The organism is Hymenobacter sediminis, assembly GCF_003231285.1.
GTDB lineage: Bacteria > Bacteroidota > Bacteroidia > Cytophagales > Hymenobacteraceae > Hymenobacter > Hymenobacter sediminis.
Genome location: NZ_QKNS01000005.1, coordinates 437624 through 454719, shown reverse-complemented (window position 1 = coordinate 454719; position 17096 = coordinate 437624). Strand labels below are relative to the sequence as shown.

The 17096-nt window shown below is 54.3% G+C and carries 16 protein-coding genes and 1 tRNA gene; 3 read left to right on the top strand and 14 right to left on the bottom strand.

Translation table 11 applies throughout. The features are described from left to right. Positions 1-496: 496 nt before the first annotated feature. The 9 genes from DNI29_RS15870 to rpmH all read right to left on the bottom strand — a co-directional run bounded on the left by DNI29_RS15870 (position 497) and on the right by rpmH (position 9378). A complete protein-coding gene (locus DNI29_RS15870; RefSeq protein ID WP_110979098.1) occupies positions 497-1801 on the bottom strand; it encodes a serine hydrolase in 1305 nt (434 codons plus the stop codon). Positions 1802-1899: 98 nt separating this feature from the next. Further along, complete coding sequence (locus tag DNI29_RS15865) at positions 1900-3111, bottom strand: hypothetical protein (RefSeq protein ID WP_123823279.1); 1212 nt, start codon at positions 3109-3111, stop codon at positions 1900-1902. 65 nt (positions 3112-3176) lie between these two features. After that, positions 3177-4007 carry an ion transporter gene (locus DNI29_RS15860; RefSeq protein WP_110979096.1) on the bottom strand — a complete coding sequence of 277 codons (831 nt, stop codon included), beginning with the start codon at positions 4005-4007 and terminating at the stop codon, positions 3177-3179. 8 nt (positions 4008-4015) lie between these two features. After that, positions 4016-5350, bottom strand: a complete 1335-nt coding sequence (locus DNI29_RS15855) for an APC family permease (protein ID WP_110979095.1) — start codon at positions 5348-5350, stop codon at positions 4016-4018. Positions 5351-5499: 149 nt separating this feature from the next. After that, positions 5500-6018 (bottom strand): DUF2480 family protein, encoded by a 519-nt coding sequence (locus DNI29_RS15850; protein WP_110979094.1) that lies wholly within the window; start codon positions 6016-6018, stop codon positions 5500-5502. 63 nt (positions 6019-6081) lie between these two features. Next, positions 6082-6789 carry a tRNA (adenosine(37)-N6)-threonylcarbamoyltransferase complex dimerization subunit type 1 TsaB gene (gene tsaB / locus DNI29_RS15845; RefSeq protein WP_110979093.1) on the bottom strand — a complete coding sequence of 236 codons (708 nt, stop codon included), beginning with the start codon at positions 6787-6789 and terminating at the stop codon, positions 6082-6084. A 159-nt stretch (positions 6790-6948) separates the two neighbouring features. Beyond that, entirely contained in the window at positions 6949-8658 is a 1710-nt protein-coding gene (locus DNI29_RS15840) for a S41 family peptidase (RefSeq protein ID WP_110979092.1), read from the bottom strand. A gap of 95 nt (positions 8659-8753) precedes the next feature. Further along, entirely contained in the window at positions 8754-9179 is a 426-nt protein-coding gene (locus DNI29_RS15835; protein WP_238388118.1) for a ribonuclease P protein component, read from the bottom strand. Positions 9180-9219: 40 nt separating this feature from the next. Beyond that, on the bottom strand, positions 9220-9378 hold the full coding sequence (gene rpmH, locus DNI29_RS15830) for a 50S ribosomal protein L34 (protein ID WP_045689549.1): 159 nt from the start codon (positions 9376-9378) through the stop codon (positions 9220-9222). A gap of 233 nt (positions 9379-9611) precedes the next feature. On the opposite strand from rpmH, the gene DNI29_RS15825 reads away from it, so the two are divergent. After that, complete coding sequence (locus DNI29_RS15825) at positions 9612-11345, top strand: M61 family metallopeptidase (RefSeq protein ID WP_110979091.1); 1734 nt, start codon at positions 9612-9614, stop codon at positions 11343-11345. Positions 11346-11583: 238 nt separating this feature from the next. Then, positions 11584-12390 carry a TolB-like translocation protein gene (locus DNI29_RS15820; protein ID WP_110979090.1) on the top strand — a complete coding sequence of 269 codons (807 nt, stop codon included), beginning with the start codon at positions 11584-11586 and terminating at the stop codon, positions 12388-12390. Positions 12391-12465: 75 nt separating this feature from the next. Here DNI29_RS15820 and DNI29_RS15815 read toward each other — a convergent pair whose 3' ends face one another. From DNI29_RS15815 to DNI29_RS15805, 3 genes are all read right to left on the bottom strand, one after another. Beyond that, complete coding sequence (locus DNI29_RS15815) at positions 12466-12735, bottom strand: hypothetical protein (protein WP_110979089.1); 270 nt, start codon at positions 12733-12735, stop codon at positions 12466-12468. Between the two features lie 133 nt (positions 12736-12868). Beyond that, complete coding sequence (locus tag DNI29_RS15810) at positions 12869-13804, bottom strand: PfkB family carbohydrate kinase (RefSeq protein WP_110979088.1); 936 nt, start codon at positions 13802-13804, stop codon at positions 12869-12871. Positions 13805-13961: 157 nt separating this feature from the next. After that, positions 13962-14035, bottom strand: a tRNA-His gene (locus DNI29_RS15805). Between the two features lie 221 nt (positions 14036-14256). Here DNI29_RS15805 and DNI29_RS15800 point away from each other — a divergent pair. Then, on the top strand, positions 14257-15687 hold the full coding sequence (locus DNI29_RS15800; protein ID WP_110979087.1) for a DEAD/DEAH box helicase: 1431 nt from the start codon (positions 14257-14259) through the stop codon (positions 15685-15687). Between the two features lie 180 nt (positions 15688-15867). Here DNI29_RS15800 and DNI29_RS15795 read toward each other — a convergent pair whose 3' ends face one another. Further along, positions 15868-16326 (bottom strand): hypothetical protein, encoded by a 459-nt coding sequence (locus DNI29_RS15795; protein ID WP_110979086.1) that lies wholly within the window; start codon positions 16324-16326, stop codon positions 15868-15870. A 121-nt stretch (positions 16327-16447) separates the two neighbouring features. Beyond that, positions 16448-17086, bottom strand: a complete 639-nt coding sequence (upp, locus tag DNI29_RS15790) for a uracil phosphoribosyltransferase (protein WP_438834629.1) — start codon at positions 17084-17086, stop codon at positions 16448-16450. Between the last annotated feature and the right edge of the window lie 10 nt (positions 17087-17096).

Here is a 17096-nt window from a genome sequence, read left to right as displayed (position 1 = left end):
TTTTTCGAAGCGTTTTCTTCTCAGTACTTAGTGCCGGCTTCCGATTGAAGCGGGCTGCAAAGGTAAACAGCTTTTTGCTTTTTCCAAGTTCCAGACCAAAAAACTTTTTTTGCTTTTTGGCACCCTGGTGGCCGGCTACCCCGCTTTTACCGCTATCTAAGCAGCAAGGGGTGGGGTGCTGGTTCTTGGCTTTTCCCAAGTCCCCTCGCGGGCGTGGGCTCCGCTTCCGGCTGAATCGGGGTGCAAAGGTAGCACACCTCGTTTCACTTTCGCAAGCCCGCAAGCAAACTTTTTTTCAGCTGCCGGCTAGAGCACTGTCCGCTGGCCACTGGCCCCCTCCGCGTTTCGGATTGGGAGTGCAAAAGTGCACCGTGCCGCCCGCTTTTCCAAACCCTCTCCCACCTTTTTTCGTTTCAGGCACCGCTACAGGCAGCATAAGGATAATTTCGGGCACATATTCAGAGACTTACGCTTCTATCAATTCTTGCGCGATTCTTTATTTTATGGTCTCAAGATCAAAATCCTTCTCAAGAGTAGGCATAACAGACCGTGGTCGGGAGGTTTCGTACCGCGTTATAACTTCTCCTAAGGCTTTAAGAAAAGGTAAGCCGATAGACTCATACTCGTAAACCCCATCGTTCAGAACCCCATCCTTGTTCACGTATACCACGGCGCTCAGCATGAATTCTGTATGCTGGGAGGCATCTGCGAAGTAAGCCACGTCGGCCAGATAGCCGTGAGACATGCCTACTATATTATAGATGCGTAGGGTAGGGTTAGTAGGAACAGTGCGGTTGCGACCATAGTAGAGGTACTTCTTATAAGCATCGAAATAGTGTGAAGGTGTATATAGGCTGTATCCAGAGCTATGGGGAGTATGATGCAGATAATATCGAAGGAAAGCGTAGTCGTTTTGGGTAAGCTGAAAGCGCTTGGCTGTAGATACAGCTTGGGGGAAGAGGACGGACTTTAAGATATCGGTGATATCCTGGAGAGGTAGGTAATTAGCCGTAGTGAAATTATAGGGCCTCTGAATGAATTTGCCGCCAGCCTGATAAGCTCGTCCTTTGGCAACATGGCCTAACGGAAAGGTATATGGCTGCTGATTTACAGCTGCCGCCTGTTGGTAGCTGGGTTTACCGGTTGCTGGATTACGGAATTCGATAGGATTAGTATGCCGATTGGCAGTAGTATCACAGGGCGCAAAACGACGAATGACACGAGCTGTAGGATAGCCAAGCTGAGTAAGACGACTGTTGATGCTTTCCTGCCCTAGAAACTCATACAACCGATTATATGCTTGATTATCGCTGACGAGCAGCATACGCTTGATGTAGTTGCCAACTGTATTAATTCGATCAGAATCGGGGGAGGTGACATATGGAGACACGGTCTGACATTGAAAACTTGCTCCAGTGGCCATGGGTGAACGGCGAGTTAGCCCCGGCCGCTGGAGCCGATTTAGTTTCTCGAGGGCTAATGCGGCAATGGGTAGCTTAACCAGACTTGCCGGATTGAAATACTGACGGGCATTGAGGCGAAAGTTGTGCTGATTAAAGTGTGGCCGTTGCTCGGCGTCGCGGTTGATTTGTGTGTAGATAATTTGAACTTCATACTGAGCCGCATGCTGCACTACAGTAGCCAAGCGTGCATCGGAGTGAAGTAAACTATCCAGCAGCGGACTGTCGGGCGGGGATATAGCCTCTGTAACCTGCCTTTCCTGACCGCTCAGGTATGAGCTACTACAGAACAGCATACTTACCAGAACAAGTGCACGGGCAATAAGACGACACGGTTTCATACTGGATCAGGATTGCAGTTCTGTTTTACCTCGTATTGACAAGAAGAGCCGCACCAAAGTGGCGCGGCTCTTCTTTTATACAACGTACTTGAAAAAGGTTATTGTGCGGTGCTAGCGCGGCGGGCCAATAGCAAGTTTGACTCATTAGCGCGCCAGTTGTAGCCGGTGCCAAATGGTAGCGGGCGGGCAGGATTGGCTGAATCCGTGTAAGCTTTGGTAAGCGCCGGTTGATAATGTTTAGCGAACAGGTTAATAGGCCGTTTGTACGTTCCGTAAAAAGTGAACTGCCAGTTGGCGGGCCGGAAATACTTCATAGCAATGCCCGAATCGTCCTGGAGCAGATAGTTACTACGTTCTAAGACCAAGTTGCGGACCTTGCTAAAGTAGCTTTTGTGCATGAGGTAGGTAGCTGACTTCACATAGGTGGTCAGCGGCCCCAAGGAGCGGACGTATTGCAAGGCAGCCTCCTTCGTAGTTCCCAACTTCCAGTCACTGAGGTCAGCGGAGAAGTACAGGACGGTTTTCTCCTGGCCCTGCGCAGTGCGCAGCTTCATTTCAACCCCAGGCACCGTTTTGAGGCTAGGCTTGCGGATGAGGGCAGTATCAGCTTCGGTAAGTTGGCCTTCGGGCGTCAGTTGGACGTAGCGAACTGCTTCTACCTGATGATTGGTACGAGCTGCAAATAGCATCATGAGCGGCAGGGCACCATCCAGCTCCACTGACTTAAGATCCACAGCCATATCGTTGGTGCGGAAGAAACTGAAGTTGAGCACTGACCAAAGTGAGGCTTTGAGGGCGCTAAACAGCTTCGGATTTTCCAGGGTATTCTGGCTAGGTACAGTACCTACCGGCTCCAGACCCATGAGCACATAGGTTTGACTGTGCGGGAACATGGTAGTAACGTTCAGAAGATCGGGGCCGCTAAAGGGGTAGAAGATGGTAGGGCTGGCGGCACGCGCGGAATCCAGCTCAGTTTGGGCCCAAGCTTCAATTTTAGCGGTACGCGTGGCGTGGTAGTTCGTCCAGCTTTTCGCGCCGTCGGTGGCGTAGGCTTGCCAGGCAGGCTGGTTGGTGAGTGGCCGCAAACTACTGGCCTGACTTACGGGCAAACCGGCGAGGTAGGCGGCTACATCGTGGGTAGCGGAAGTATCGGGAGCGACGGGCTTTGGTGCGGGCGCAGATACAGCAGCTGTATCGGTGGGGGCAGAAGCAGCTTGTTCGGTGGGCTTCGACTTTTGCTCGGAATCAGAACAGGCCGCCAGGGCCATTAGCGTGACCGGCAAGAGGAGCCGGACGGCAGGAAAACGCATAAAGGTTAAAGTTTGGAGGAGAGAGCTGCAAGGTAGAAAATACGGGCCTACCCCCTCTTGGCTGCTTAAAGCTTCTCACCACAACGCCAGCAGAACTCGGCTTCAGGTCGGTGTTCGGTGGCTTGGCAAACGTGACAAATTACTTGCTTATAGCTAGGTGAAGGGGTAGACGGCGTAGCCATTTGGGCCGAAACAATACCGGTAGGAACCGCAATAATGGCGTAACCCAAAATCATCAGGACAGAGGCCAGTGTTTGCCCCAGCACCGTAACGGGCGAAATGTCGCCATAGCCTACAGTCGTCAGCGTGACGATGGCCCAGTAAATACTTTTCGGGATGCTGGTAAACCCGTTTTTGCCACCTTCTACCACGTACATCAGCGTACCAATGACGATGACGAGCGTCAGCACAGCGGTCAGGAATACCAGAATTTTGAAGCGGCTGGCTTTTAGGGCACGCACAATAAACTCTCCCTCGCCCACGAAACGGCCCAGCTTAAAAATGCGGAAGACACGCAGCAGTCGTAGCGTTCTGATAACAATCAGATACTGGCTGCCCGACAGAACCAGACTAACCAGGGTAGGCGCAATAGCCAGAAAATCGATAATACCCAGCAAGCTGAATGCATACGTCAGGGGGCGCCGCACTACTACCAGCCGGGCTAGGTACTCAAGTAGAAACAGGGAAGTGAATATCCACTCCACTATCCGGAGGTAAGGGCCATACTGGGCATTTATACTCCGGACGCTCTCCAGCATTACCACCAGCACGCTCAACACAATAGCCCACAGCAACCCTATATCGAAGTTTCGACCGGCGGGCGTATCTGCTTCAAAGATGACGCTGTAGGCTTTTTTCTTCCAAGTGAGGCCTGGCGGAGGGGCTGGTTTTTCCATACCGTAGATTACGGCTGTGAAGAAGGTTGCGGTTGACTCCATAACCGCTGGCTTACAAAATACACCAACAACCCTGCGGCCAAGGTGGCTAATCCGTATAGTGTTTCAACAGGCTTGCTTCGGCCAATAAACCATAGCGTCCAGCCATTGAGCAGCAAAAACAGCAGAGGCGTAAATGGGTAACCCCAGGCCCGGTACGGCCGTGGCAACTGAGGCTGGCGGAACCGCAATACAAACAGGCCTAGTACCGACAGGAAAGTAAACAAACTGAGCACGAATCCGGCATACAGCAAAACCTGCTCGAAAGTAGCCGTCAGGATGAAGAGCAGCGTCAGGGCCGTTTGAAAGATGGTAGCCCGCACCGGAATACCGTTTACGCTCAACTTTGCCAGTGGCCGGAGGGTAGGCAGGTCCTCCCCCATCACCTGCACAATGCGCGGTCCGGCAAATATCATGGAGCTGACCGTGGAAATCAGCAGTACCGCAATAGCCCCACCCATCAATCGGCCGGCTGCAGGCCCAAACAGTTCGGTGGCTACCACGAACCCTACCTCCAGTTGTCCGCTCAACTTACTTATGGGTGTTGAATAGAGAAAGACAAAGTTGAGGCCTACAAATAATAGGAGTACCATGCCGGTACCCAGCAGCAGAATTCGGGGCAGGTTACGTTGGGGCTGATCCACTTCGCCAGTAAGGTACACGGCCGCATTCCAGCCCGAATAGGCATAGGATACATACACCAACGACACGGCAAAAGCTGGGCTTAGCAATTGCTGCCAGTCGGAGGCACCGCGCGGCACAAACTCAATGGCCTGGGGTTTTGCCACCAGTAGTCCGGCCCCAATAAAGCCCGCCAGCACCAGCACCTTGATGGCCGTTACCAACACTTGAAACTTGCTGCCGGCCTGCCGGCTACTACTGTGTACCAATGCCAATGCTAGTACTACCCCTACTGACAGCGCCGAAGGTGACACCTCAGGCCACAAACTTTGCGCGTAGCGCCCCAGGGCCATGGCGGCCAATGCGGTAGGCGCGGCAAATCCCACCGTAGCGGAAACCCACCCCGATAGAAACCCGACGGCCGGATGATAAATGCGCGACAGATAGTGGTATTCGCCGCCGGAGCGGGGCAGTGCAGCCGCGAGTTCCCCATAGCTCAGGGCTCCACACAAGGCAATGACACCCCCTACCCCCCACAACATCAGCAAGGCAAAACCGCTCCTAATATCTACTACCTGAAAACCCAGGCTGGTAAAAACGCCGGTTCCTACCATGTTCGCCACTACAATAGCTACTCCTGTCAGGAGACTGATTTTATAAGTAGAACCGCTTGATGAAGCCATGCAGGAAAAGATTGGAGGACTAAAGATGCAGATGTTCCTCTCAAAAACTGCCGGGCTGTATATAGCAAAGAGCCTTGCGGCACTGGCTCAGACGGTTATTATAACCGGGAAACCAGCACCGCAAGGCTCTTTATTCTTATCTCCTGCGGCTAAGCCTGCGCTACCTTCGGGCGCTTGTAGAGGGGTACTGTGCTGCAGGGCTCGCCATACATAATGCTGCTCGTGACGGGTAGCAGCTTCTGCATGATGGCCACGTAAGCATACGTAGGCACTGGCTTTTCGCCACAGCCCTTCACCACCACCTTCGCGTCGCGGTATTGCTCAACCTCGATGGCAGCAATGGCTTCGTGGAACAGCTCCTGCTCTAGTGCTTCCAAATTGCCGAAAACATAGCGGTGAGCATGGTTCTGGAGTTTGGATGCCAACAGCATGTAAGCCCAAGTAGGCACAATGGCATCGGTGGAGCAGATGATGGCTACGTTCTTTCCGTCGTACTGGCTCCAGTCATGGGTTTTGATGAACTCGCGGAAGTCCTTTTCGCGCAGCATCAAGCCATGGAACAGGTTCTCTTTGATATCATATACTACCCGCTCGCCCGGATGGATAAACTCTTCCAGGTTCAGGGTAGTGAGGGCGCTTTGCGCCACGCGGTTGACAAACTCTTCCATAATGAGCGCCAATGGTTGATTAGCGAATTAGTAAACGATACCCCTGCGCAGCTCGGCAGCAACTTACAGGTTTGGCTTGCTCTTCGGGGTAGTAGTGTGTACTTCTTTGAGGTAAAAAGGCTCGTAGTATGCCACGCTCCTGAATTCCTGCCGATGATACGCCGCTACCCCCAGCGCCCCAACCGATATAGCCGAAGGCTCGATGCCAGCCAAGAAACCAGCATGCGGATTTCCGACAACCCAGGGTTGAAACTTTGCCGCTCCGCTACCAAAGAATAACAACGAATGGTGGGTCAAATGTTCGGACAGTGTGGCTTCGTCCAGAATCAAAGGGGTAGGCGCCAGCACCTCAGTACCATCGTGGCGGTAGATGGCCGCGTACACTTCCATCCTACGGGCGTCGAGCATGGGACAGTAGAGGTAGCGCTCTGATGCAGCCGTGCCGGCGGCCACCTGATGAGCCATACTTTGCAGCGTGCTTATGGCCAGCAACGGAATATCCAGCGCATAGCAGAGGCCCTTGGCTGCAGCAGCCCCAATGCGAAGCCCCGTGTAAGAGCCTGGCCCATCTGACACTGCTACCCCTGCCAGATCAGCCAAGGTGTGCAGGCTATTTTCCAACAGCTGGTTCACCAGCACGCTCAAATGAGAGGAGTGCGACTTCTCCAGCCGCAACTCCGACTGGCCTATCAGCTTGCCATCATCAATACGATGTAAAGCGACCGAGCAAACTGGTGAGGACGTTTCAAGGGAAAGCAGCAACTTCGACATGGTGCAAAGGTACGGCTGCTGCGGGTAAGCTTGGTATAGCTGTTAGAAGTGCTTTGCCTAGCAACAGCAGAGGCAGGAAACAGCGCCCTGTAGCTACCAGAGAATAGAAAAAGCAGCCCCAAAATGAGGCTGCTTTCTAGCATTTTCAATTCTCAGTTATTATTTCCCGCCGGCGGTGCTTCGCTTTGCCTCGGGGCGAGTTTTGGCTTCTAATGTGCCGGTCTTGAGCAGAGAGGTATAACGGGGCTGGTCATTCAGCACGTTTACGGCCATCAGAATGTTAGGGTCATCGTCGAAGCTGGCTTCTACGCTTCCCTTTTGGAAGTAGTAGCGTGACACAATTTCCTGCTCTAACAGCTCCCTAATTTCAGGTTTAAAGCGCATCAGGTCGTTAGCCTTATTGGTCGTTACCTTTTTGCGCATGCCTTCTAGTTCTGCCTTCACGTCATCGTAGTGCTTTTCCTCCTTCACTTTTTTGGTGAGGTCGGCCAAGGCTTTCTCAGCGTCGGTGCTGTAGCTGATGTCTTTGCCCTTGAGGTAGTCCATGAACTTCTGATAGTCGGCATCAGTGATTTTGAACTGCCGGGCTGGCACGATAGACGCATGTTCGGCTCGGTAACGGGTAGCGTAATCAAACAGGTAGCTTTTCTGCAGCAGCACCCGCGTGATATCGGCAATTTCACGGTCCTGCACTTCCACATCAGGTGCTACGCCGCCGCCGTCGTATACAGTACGGCCCGCCTGGGTTTTGAAGGCTGTCCGCAAGGAGTCGGGCACTTTACCCAGCGTGCCGTCGTCGGCCCGGTGGGTATAGTCGATTTCCTGAATGCAACGGCCGCTCGGAATATAGTACTTGGCGGTAGTCACTTTCAACTGGGAGTTGTAGCTCAATGGGCGGGTAGCCTGCACCAAGCCCTTCCCAAAGGTCCGTTCTCCTACCAGCACGGCACGGTCGTAGTCCTGCAGCACACCCGACACGATTTCGGAGGCCGACGCCGAGCGGTTACTGGTAATTACTACGATGGGAATCTGGGTATCCAGTGGAGCGTCTAGGGCTTTATAGGTCTTGTTCCAGTCGGATACCTTGCCCTTGGTGCTGACAATATCCTTACCCTTGTCAACGAACAGGTTAGAGATATTCACAGCCTCATTGAGCAAACCGCCAGGATTATCCCGAATATCAAACACTAGCTTTTTAGCACCCTGCTCTTTCAGCTTCGACACAGCCAGCCGGACTTCCTTGCCAGCATCTACAGTGAAGCCCGACAGCTGGAAGTAACCAATTTCCGGCGTCAGCATGCCGTAGTACGGCACGTTGTCTACCTGAATCTTGTCGCGGGTGATGTTGATTTCAACGGGTGCATCCTGGCCGTAGCGCGTCACCATCAGCTTTACCAGGGAGTTAGCTTGTCCCTTAAGCAACTTGCTGATATCGGAGTTAGACTTTTTGTCTACTGCCACCCCGTTGATGCTCAGAATCTCATCACCAGGCAACAGACCTGCCTTTTGGGCCGGGTAACCTTCGTAAGCCGACTGCACCACCGTACGGCCGTTGCGCTTCTGCACTACGGCTCCAATGCCGCCGTACTGCCCCGTCGTCATGGTACGGAAGTCTTCGATATCGTCCTCCGGGATGTAATTAGTGTACGGGTCCAGCGACTTGAGCATCGCATCAATACCCGTCTTCACCATTTTTGCTGGCGGCACCTCATCAACATAGTAGGTGTTCACCTCCTTGAAGAGGGTAGCGAAAATGTCGAGGTTCTTAGCTATTTCGAAATACCGCTCGTTGTCGGAAGCCGAGCGGAAGGATACGAGCAGAGCAGCTCCGCCGAGTAAGGCAACGGCTGCCAAGGATTTTTTGCGCATAAACGGGGCTGAAAACAACTAAACGACCCAACCGTTTGCCTCGTTCCCGGTCTTCATCTTCTAAATGAAAAAGCCGGACCACGAGCCATTCGTACCTAAGAACCGGCACCTCCCGCAGGAGTTGCACGGGCTTCAGCAAGCAAACGCTCTAGCCCTGAAATTAATTTTTTTTCAACCAGCGTGAAAGGCTTTTTTTCCTTCCCGGTGTAGATAATTGCCAGCCTCCCGACACAATGCCCATCGGCTGCTTCCAAGAGGCGGTACTTATTCAGGCGGTATGCCTCGCGCATTAGGCGCTTAAGGTAATTGCGGTCAACGGCGCGCTTGAAACTACGCTTACTAACGCTGACTAACACCTGCGGCGGCGCAGTACTAGGCTCCGGAGTGGGTAGCCACACCAGACGCAGGGGGTATAAACCAAAAGAAGAACCCCGGCCAAAAAGCTCTTCTATGAGCTTTTTACGACACAGATGTTCTTCTTTCGGAAACGAATAGGAGCGCACGCCCGGCATGGAGTTCATCGGACCGGAAAGCGGCGACTGCACAGAAGCCGGCAGCGGCTTAGCGCTTATGACGACCTTCGTCGGATACGGTCAGGCGCTTGCGGCCTTTGGCACGACGACGAGCGATTACGCTGCGGCCGTTAGCGGTTTCCATACGCGAGCGGAAACCGTGCTTGTTGCGGCGCTTGCGCTGCGAGGGCTGAAAAGTACGTTTCATGGTATTGTTAAGTGACTCAGTGACAGGTAAGGCCGGCAAAGGTAACGGTATGATTTGGAAAAGGCAATGCCTCTACCTGCTTTTTACTGTCCGGCTATTCGAATTCTGCGCTACCTGTGTCACAAAACTACAGTTCTTTTCCGGTGATGGCCGTATGAAAAGCCGGGGTACAGGCCCCGCAAATTCGTAGCTTTACGTCCAGGTTTACCGGCCCTTGCCGCTCCCGCGCATCCATGATTCACTACCACGTCTCATTCGAGAATCCGCTTACCTTCTACGTTCAGATTCAGATGACCTTCGAAGTAGCTACGGCAGCTACCGAAGCCCTGGAGTTGCAGTTGCCCGCCTGGCGTCCGGGCCGTTATGAACTGCAGAACTTTGCTCAGAAGCTACAGCATGTAGTAATTGAAGATGCGGCCTCCGGCGAGGCACTAACTGCGCGCAAAATCACCAAAGACCGGTGGCGTGTAACTAACGCGGCCGGCCGGACAGTGCGGGTCCGCTACAACTTTTACGCTCATCAGATGGATGCCGGGGGCTCCTGGCTCGATGAAAGCCAACTGTACTTAAACCCGGTGCAGGCCTTCATGTATATTGAAGGGCGGCAGCAGGAAACCTGTCAGCTACTATTAGAGTTGCCGGAGGGCTGGCAAATTGCTTGCGGTCTACCCCAGAGCGGCCCTAATACCCTACAGGCGCAGAGCTTTGACCACCTGGCTGACTCGCCGCTGATAGCCAGCCCTACCCTGCAGTACCGCAACTATGAGGTAAACGGTCTGCCTTTTTACATCTGGATTCAGGGAGAGTGCCCGGTAAACTGGGGGCGGCTGGTAGAGGATTTTCGGGCTTTCAGTGCCGAGCAACTGGCCTTATTTGGTTCGTTCCCGGCGCAGGATTATCATTTCCTGAACCAGATTCTGCCGTACGCACACTACCACGGGGTAGAACACCTGAACTCTACGGTTATTACCCTGGGCCCAGCTGAGCTTCTCATGACAGAAGGCCTCTACAAGGAGCTACTGGGCGTAAGCTGCCACGAACTCTTCCACTCCTGGAATATTAAGAGTATTCGGCCGGTTGAAATGCAGCCCTATGATTATGCCCGGGAAAACTACTTCCGTACTTGCTTTATTGCGGAGGGCATTACCACCTACTACGGCGAATATCTGCTGGCCCGTGCCAACGTCCGTACTGCGGAGCAATATTTCCAAGAGCTGAACACGGTACTCCGCAAACATTACGACGACTACGGCCGCTACCACCTCTCCGTGGCTGATGCCAGCATGGACCTGTGGCTGGATGGCTACAAACCTGGCGTTCCGGACCGTAAAGTATCGGTGTATCACAAAGGTGCCTTAGTGTCGCTGCTGCTGGACCTCACGCTGCGGCAGCTTTCGGGCCACAAGCGTAGCCTCGATGATGTGATGCGCCGCTTGTGGGAAGAATTTGGCAAGACTGGTGTGGGCTATACTGAGGAAGACTACCTCGGCCTTGTGAATGAAGTAGCTGGTCGCGACATGCAGGCCTACTTCGACAAGTTTATTTACGGTACCGCCCCGCTGGAAGAGCCCCTGAACCGGGTACTTGGCTTTGTAGGCTGCCGCTTGCGCATAGATGAGAATCCGTCGGTGGCAGAAGGGACCTATGGCTTTCGGGCAGTGGTGAAAAAAGAGCGCACAGAAGTAGCGGACATTCTGCCTGATTCGCCGGCTTCGCTCAGCCTGACCGTGGACGACGAGATAATCGCGGTGAATGGTCGCCAGGTAGAGATGAACCTGCAAACGCTGCTCAACGACGGCGCCGACCATCACGAACTGACCGTATTCCGTCAGCAACGCCTGCTCACGGTGCCCCTGGTGGCTGATCCGGCTCACCGCTTCTGGCAAAAGATTACCGTGGAAAAACTCGCGGCTGCTACTCTTGAGCAACAAGCCAGCTTCCGCCAGTGGCTGAAGCAAGAGTTTTAGCCCCTCGCTAACCACTTTTGTTGGCTACATCGGGTCTTTGCGTTTTCATCGTCTCTACTAACGCTACCCACCAGTTCAGGGGTAGCGACAATCATTTTCGCTCATCAAGGCTTCCTCACCTTATCCTACGAGTAGAAATTCTGCGTATTTTCTGATACGCAGAACTTTTTGCCGGCATTTTTCTTTTCGCTCCCGGTCCACCAGACGCCGCGTATTTCGATTCAACTCTACCCCTATCATGTTCCGGTTCCGAACCGTGGCGGCCGTTCTGCCGCTGGCAATGGCTATGCCTGCCTGCTCACTGCGGATGCAGCCGGCAGAAAAGGCGCGGCCGGGCGTGAGCGTACAGCCTCTGCCGGCACCAAAGCCCCCGCGTATCTACCGGCTCGAACATTTGGACACGTTGGTGCAGGTACCGGGGCGGGTGTTAAGGATTTACCCAGCGGCGCGGCCAGTCTATGAGCGGTTGCCCAGTCCTGAGTGGGTAGCGAGCAAACCAGCTTCAGCGGAGGAGGAAGATTCTTTCTTGGATTTTGCGGCTCAGGAAAAGCGCCGCCTTATGCATGCGGGCCCCCGGGTAATGCGCACCGGACGGGCACTGCGGTTGCGCCCCACAGCCGCACCCGAAGTACGCTTGGTGAACAACCCGGTGGAAGATGAGCGAAATGTAGCCTACGAATACCTTGCTACCCTCCCTGAAATCAAGCAATGGCTGGTTTCGGTGCACCTCTACGAGGGTGGGTACTATATGCTGGTAGATCAGCGTACTGGCCATCGGACTCAGCTTATGGCCCCGCCGGTTATTTCGCCCGATGGGCAGCATTTTGTGTGCGGCAATTCCGACGTACTTGCTCGCTTCGAGCCCAGCGGTCTGCAGCTTTGGACGATAGATGGGGGTAGGCCCAGGCTGCTTTGGGAACGGCAGACCGAGTGGGGCTGCACCCAACCACGCTGGCTCGACAACAAGACCATTCTATTTGAGCAAGACTTTTTTGACAAAGGTGACGTGGATACCCGGGTAGTACGCCTGAAAGTCGTGCCATAGCTTTTTCAAACGAGTCATATCCAAAAAAAGCCCTTCTGAAGAAAATCAGAAGGGCTTTTTTGTGGGGAGGGCAATCTACTTAAGTTTCTGCTGGCTTGGGTTTGGGTTGTGCCGGGGCTTGTTAGCCTGCGAAGTACGCTGCTGTTCACTATCGCCGCCGCCGGGGGCATTGTTTCGGGTATGGTTGCCGGCTTGGTTTAGGCCGTTTTGGTTGTCGTTCTGTACGTGCGTGCCACTACCCCGCGTATCGGGGTCAACCGAAGGTGCATGTTGCAAGGCATCGGGGCCCATAACCGAGTCGCTTTTTTGATTCGAAATCGGAGAATCTTTTTTATGCTTAGACATGGCAGTAGAGGCTTAAGGATGAGAAATGTATTCTCTTTTACCCCGTAGCTTTCTACAAGGTTGCCAAAAAGAAAGGGCCCTTGCCTCTGAAAAAGCTCAGAGGCAAAGGCCCTTCCGCAGAACGCCGGAAAACTTACACGTTTTGCACGGCAGTAGCGGGCACTACCGCTACCAAGTCGGCAAACTGCTGCTCACGAGCTTCAATTTCATCCTGAGTCAGGTTCAGCAGACGCTCCGTTCCGAACTTCTCTACGCAGAAAGAAGCCATGGCCGAGCCGTGAATGACGGCGCGCTTCATGTTCTCGAAGCTGATATCGTCGGTAGCGGCGAGGTAGCCAATGAAGCCACCCGCAAAGGTGTCGCCGGCGCCGGTGGGGTCAAATACTTCCTCCAAGGGCAAAGCGGGTGCATAGAATACTTTGTTCTTGTGGAATAGCAGGGCGCCGTGCTCCCCTTTCTTGATGATGAGGTACTTCGGCCCCATCGCCATGATGATTTTGGCTGCTTTCACCAATGAGTGCTGGCCGGAAAGCTGCCGGGCTTCTTCGTCATTGATGCTGAGCACATCCACCATTTCGATGGTAGTTTTCAGCTCATCCAAGGCCACATCCATCCAGAAATTCATTGTGTCCATTACAATGAGCTTAGGACGGTTAATGAGGCGCTGAATTACCAGCCGCTGAATCTGGGGCGTGAGGTTACCCAGCATCAGGTATTTGCAATCCTGGTAAGAATCAGGAATGATGGGGTCGAAATCAGCCAGCACGTTTAGCTCCGTTACCAACGTTTCGCGCGAGTTAAGGTCGTTAGCGTACTTGCCCGACCAGAAGAAGGACTTCTCCCCTTGCTTGATCTGCAGGCCTTCGGTATCTACGCCGTGCTCCTGAAGCAGCAGAATATCCGACTGCGGAAAATCGTCGCCTACTACCGCTACAACCTTTACCGGTTTCACGGAATAGGAGGCCGACAGGCCGATGTAGGTAGCAGCGCCGCCTACAATTTTGTCGGTTTTGCCGAAGGGCGTTTCCAGGGCGTCGAAGGCCACTGTGCCGATAACAACCAGACTCATAGATCAGAGGGGGAAAAGTGGTTCATGTTCTATTATTACTGCCCCGCAACACAGCGGAAGCCCAAATCCTTCCGAACGGAGCCGAAAAAGAGTAAAAATGGACCAGCAGGGGCAAAGAAAAAGGCCTCATACGTTACGTCTGAGGCCTTTCGAGGTGGGTAAGTAATGGGGTTCGAACCCACGACCTTCGGAATCACAATCCGACGCTCTAACCAGCTGAGCTATACCTACCGTGTTGAGTATTGGAGCCACAAAAGTAGCGGGCGGCAGGTTATTTGCAAATATTTGACCGAGTTTTTTTCTAACAGCGAGGATAACTATCTGGTAGGCTGAGAGCAAAGCTGGTTGCATTTCGCCTGATTTTCAGGCCCTGATCAGACGTTACATCCTTGCTGCTCGCCGCGAGCTGCCTGTATTCCCCGTACCTTTGTGGTTTACAATACGCTTTTGCCATGTCTGAGACGCCCCAGCCGCTGTCCTTCGCCGATTTCAAGCTCAACAAACAACTCCTGATGGCCGTGGAGGAGGCCGGTTTCGAGCAGCCTACCCCCGTGCAGGAGCAGACTATTCCGCTGCTGCTGGCTGGCCACGACGTGCTGGGCATTGCCCAGACCGGGACAGGTAAAACCGCCGCTTTCGGCCTACCCTTGCTCATGAAGGTAAAGTATGCCCAAGGTATTTATCCGCGGGCCTTGGTGCTGGCTCCTACCCGGGAGCTGGCCATGCAGCTGGAAACTCACCTACAGCGCCTAGCCAAGTACACCGACCTGCGCATCTTCGCTATCTATGGCGGCTTGGGCCCGAAAACCCAGATTGAAACCATTGCCAAAGGCGTGGATATTCTGATTGCTACCCCTGGCCGCCTCATGGAGCTATACTTGAAGGGTGACCTGGTGCTAAAAGAGTTGAAGACGCTGGTGCTGGATGAGGCCGATAAAATGATGGATATGGGCTTTATGCCCCAGATCCGGCGCATTCTGGAAGTAATTCCGCGCAAGCGTCAGAACATTTTGTTCTCGGCCACGATGCCCGAGAAAGTAACCACCCTGAGCGAAGAATTCCTGGAGTTTCCGGTGCGGGTAGAGGTTACGCCGGCTGCTACCTCGGCCCAAAACGTAAGCCAAAGTCTGTACGAGGTGCCGAACTTGGTCACCAAAATCAACTTGCTGGAATACCTGTTCCTGGACTGGGATACGTTCCACCGGGTTATGATTTTCACCCGCACCAAGGAGCATGCTGAAAACGTAGCCAGCTTTCTACAGCGCAAAGCGCACGGCGAGGTGCGGGCCATACACGGCAACAAGGGCCAGAACGTGCGCATCAACGCCATGGAAGCCTTCAAAGCCGGCGAGGTGCGGTTTCTGGTAGCTACCGACGTAGCAGCCCGCGGCATTGACGTGCCCCAGGTTTCGCACGTAATCAACTTCGATGTGCCGCTGGTGTACGACGACTACGTGCACCGCATTGGCCGTACGGGCCGGGCCCAGCACACCGGCGCGGCCATCACCTTCGCCAACGAAGCGGAAATGCACCACATGCACCGCATTGAGGAGCTGATCCGGCAGCAGATTCCGGTGCTACCCCTCCCGCCGGAGGTAGAGGTTGCTAAGACCAGCTTTGATGAGCAACAGAGCATGGACCGCGAGAAAGATGAGCGCCGCAAACGCGAGGACCCGACCTTCCAAGGTGCTTTCCATGAGCGCAAGGAGTGGATCAAGCCCGGCGTAACGATTGACAAGCGCACCGGACGCGAGTTTGTAGCCGGCCCTAACCGCAGCCAGAAAGGCAAAAAAGTCAACCCTTCTAAAGGCAAGGCCTCCTCCCCCGCCGCCAAAGCGGCCAAGGCGGCCAAAGGTCGCGCCGAGCACCGGCGGAAGCGGTAGTGAAGTGGGCAGGATGGATGGGCTCAATGAGGTTATTCGTCCTTGCTTCTAACAAACGACAAGCCCCTACTTCCTTATTTGGAAGTAGGGGCTTTTGCTGTATCAAGGGGGTAGGAAGTGAGCCGGGGAAAAATATTTTTTCTAGCCCTCTCTCCTCTCGCTCTTCGCTCAGTTACCAACTCACCGATAGTGGTCGAAGATGGGAAGGTGACTGAACTTAACGGCTAGCAGTGTGAAGGTGATGCCCCATAAAGCCGCGCTCCAGAGCATGTGCAGCATAATGCGCCAGCGGGGTACGTGCAATTGGGTGGCAATAACGGTTCCGCCTACCGGGCTAAACAGAATGGGCGTCAGGAACGCAATGCCTACCATGCCAAAGCGCCGATAGATGCTCACCACGGTCCGGCTGCGGCGGCTGAACAGGGGTTTGCCTTTCTCCTCGCGCCTGCGCCGCTGGTGCAGGGCCCAGCTCCGGCCCAAGCCCGAAATCAGAACTACCGTCGTCATCATTCCCGCCACCGACAAACTCCAGATCAGGACCACCGGCAAACCTGCCGCTACCCCGGCAATGGGTGCAGCCACGAACTTAAACATGCCAATGGCAAAAACGGAGGCGTATTTGAGCAGGGCAGGTAACACGGTTGAAAACAGGTAGGCGAGAAAAGAAACGTGCCAGCAGGCACCTGTGAAGATAACAGGTTTACACCACTGGGAGGTTTTCGGAGCGTTACGGATTCGCTATCAAAAGTCGCTGACAGCCCTACAGTTTGCTGCCATACGACAGGTCGCCGGCGTCGCCGAGGCCCGGGATAATGTAGGCTTGCTCGTTAAGGCCCTGGTCGATGGCGGCAACCCAGAGGGTAGCCTCAGGAATTTCGCGGGTCACGTACTCTACCCCCTGCGGCGAGGCAATAACGGCGGCAATATGTACTTGACGAGGCGTACCGAAGCGGAGCATAGCCCGATACGTTTGCACCAGCGACTTGCCAGAAGCCAGCATAGGGTCAGCCAGAATGAGCACCCGCTCATCGAGGCTGGGGGCCGAGAGGTAATCTACTTGCACTTGCACCTGGGCCGTGCCCTCAATGCGGTAAGCGGCGGCGAAGGCAGAAGGCGACTGGTCGAAGTAGTTGAGGAACCCTTGGTGAAACGGCAGGCCGGCCCGCAGCACGGTGGCCAGCACCGGAAAATCGTGGAGGAGTTTGCCGCTGGATTCGCCGAGCGGAGTACGCACGGTCTGGTCGGTGTAGCTGAGGTGGGAGCTGATGCGGTAAGCAATAATTTCGCCGAGGCGCTGTAGGTTGCGGCGGAAGCGCAGGGAGTCCTGCTGCACCGTCACGTCGCGCAGTTCAGCCAAGAAGTGGTTGGCAACGGAAGGCTCGGCGCACACCACATGCACGCGGCTGAGG

Excerpts from the sequence above, each read along its gene's own strand:
- DNI29_RS15870 (WP_110979098.1), bottom strand. The coding sequence starts at position 1,801 with ATGAAACCGTGTCGTCTTATTGCCCGTGCACTTGTTCTGGTAAGTATG.
- DNI29_RS15850 (WP_110979094.1), bottom strand. The coding sequence starts at position 6,018 with ATGGAAGAGTTTGTCAACCGCGTGGCGCAAAGCGCCCTCACTACCCTG.
- DNI29_RS15840 (WP_110979092.1), bottom strand. The coding sequence starts at position 8,658 with ATGCGCAAAAAATCCTTGGCAGCCGTTGCCTTACTCGGCGGAGCTGCT.
- DNI29_RS15825 (WP_110979091.1), top strand. The coding sequence starts at position 9,612 with ATGATTCACTACCACGTCTCATTCGAGAATCCGCTTACCTTCTACGTT.
- DNI29_RS15800 (WP_110979087.1), top strand. The coding sequence starts at position 14,257 with ATGTCTGAGACGCCCCAGCCGCTGTCCTTCGCCGATTTCAAGCTCAAC.
- tsaB (WP_110979093.1), bottom strand. The coding sequence starts at position 6,789 with ATGTCGAAGTTGCTGCTTTCCCTTGAAACGTCCTCACCAGTTTGCTCG.
- DNI29_RS15855 (WP_110979095.1), bottom strand. The coding sequence starts at position 5,350 with ATGGCTTCATCAAGCGGTTCTACTTATAAAATCAGTCTCCTGACAGGA.
- rpmH (WP_045689549.1), bottom strand. The coding sequence starts at position 9,378 with ATGAAACGTACTTTTCAGCCCTCGCAGCGCAAGCGCCGCAACAAGCAC.
- DNI29_RS15810 (WP_110979088.1), bottom strand. The coding sequence starts at position 13,804 with ATGAGTCTGGTTGTTATCGGCACAGTGGCCTTCGACGCCCTGGAAACG.
- DNI29_RS15835 (WP_238388118.1), bottom strand. The coding sequence starts at position 9,179 with ATGAACTCCATGCCGGGCGTGCGCTCCTATTCGTTTCCGAAAGAAGAA.
- DNI29_RS15865 (WP_123823279.1), bottom strand. The coding sequence starts at position 3,111 with ATGCGTTTTCCTGCCGTCCGGCTCCTCTTGCCGGTCACGCTAATGGCC.
- DNI29_RS15815 (WP_110979089.1), bottom strand. The coding sequence starts at position 12,735 with ATGTCTAAGCATAAAAAAGATTCTCCGATTTCGAATCAAAAAAGCGAC.
- DNI29_RS15860 (WP_110979096.1), bottom strand. The coding sequence starts at position 4,007 with ATGGAAAAACCAGCCCCTCCGCCAGGCCTCACTTGGAAGAAAAAAGCC.
- DNI29_RS15820 (WP_110979090.1), top strand. The coding sequence starts at position 11,584 with ATGTTCCGGTTCCGAACCGTGGCGGCCGTTCTGCCGCTGGCAATGGCT.